The 1,068-nt window shown below is 63.4% G+C and carries 1 protein-coding gene; it reads left to right on the forward strand.

Annotated features, from left to right (window positions below; all coding sequences use genetic code 11):
• Nucleotides 1–991, forward strand: a 991-nt coding sequence (locus tag AB4043_RS26460) for a hypothetical protein (RefSeq protein ID WP_442308650.1), incomplete at its 5' end; no start/stop codon positions are given.
• Nucleotides 992–1,068: the final 77 nt, after the last annotated feature.

The following is a 1,068-nucleotide window of genomic DNA, read 5'->3' on the forward strand; positions in this document are numbered from 1 at the left end:
ACATCGATCAGTTCAGGCACGTCAAGAACGAGAACGCTTCATTCCGCTGGACTTCATGACGATAACGGAAAGCGAGGGGGGATACAAAATGAGCAGGCCCAAGAGGATCACCGCGAAGGTCGCGGTTCCTGTCCTGGCGACTGTAGCGGTGGGGGCCGTGGCATACGCCGGGAACGCGGCGGACACTCCGTCGGCCCACGACAGGTCGTCATCGGCCAGTGCGGCGAATAGCGCCCGTGAGTCGAAGGTGGACACGGGCGACCCGAAAAATCCGGCAACCTGGAAGCTGCCGATCGAGGCATACCTGCCGACCAAGGCGGACACTCAGTTCATCGTCGCCACCCGGGACGAGCTGATCGACGAGTGTATGAAAGCAGCGGGCTACGACCAGTGGACGCCGGCCCCTGACCTGCCCGAGCTGGGTGGCAAGACACTCACCGACTGGCGGTACGGGATTCACAATGCCGGGCTGGCGGCCAAGCGCGGATACCATCCGGACGAGGCAGAGCAGCGGGCATACGACGAAGCCCAGGAGGCCGGCGCCGTCGATGATTCCGGCGCCGACGACACGACGCTCAAGGGCTGCGTCGCACAAGCCGACGAGAAGGCCCCTACAGCCCAGCCACCCACTCTGGCCCAGCAGATCAGCGATGACTCCTACGTTGAGTCAATGAACGCCCCCAGCGTGGTCGACGCGTTCGCTAAATGGTCGTCGTGCATGAAGGCGCAGGGTTACTCGTACACGAAGCCGATGGACGCCAACGACGACCCGCGTTTCTCCGATCCGTATGAGGTGAAGGATGAGGAGATCGCCACGGCGAAGGCGGACGTGGCGTGCAGAGACAAGTACGACGTTGAGAAGGTCTGGTTCGACGCGGAGACCGCTCTTCAGCAGGCCGCTATCGCCAAGAACCAGGCGGCCTTGGAAGAGGCGCGGATGGACATCAAGTCGGCCGTAGCCAAGGCGAAGTCCGTCAGTGCCGTCCAGTAGGTCCGTCACCATGGAGTTGATGTGCGAAGACGATTAAGCGCGACGGCCGTCGCCACGGCCGCCGCGCTCGCCATGGG

Source organism: Terriglobus sp. YAF25, from assembly GCF_052113305.1.
Taxonomy (GTDB): domain Bacteria; phylum Acidobacteriota; class Terriglobia; order Terriglobales; family Acidobacteriaceae; genus Terriglobus.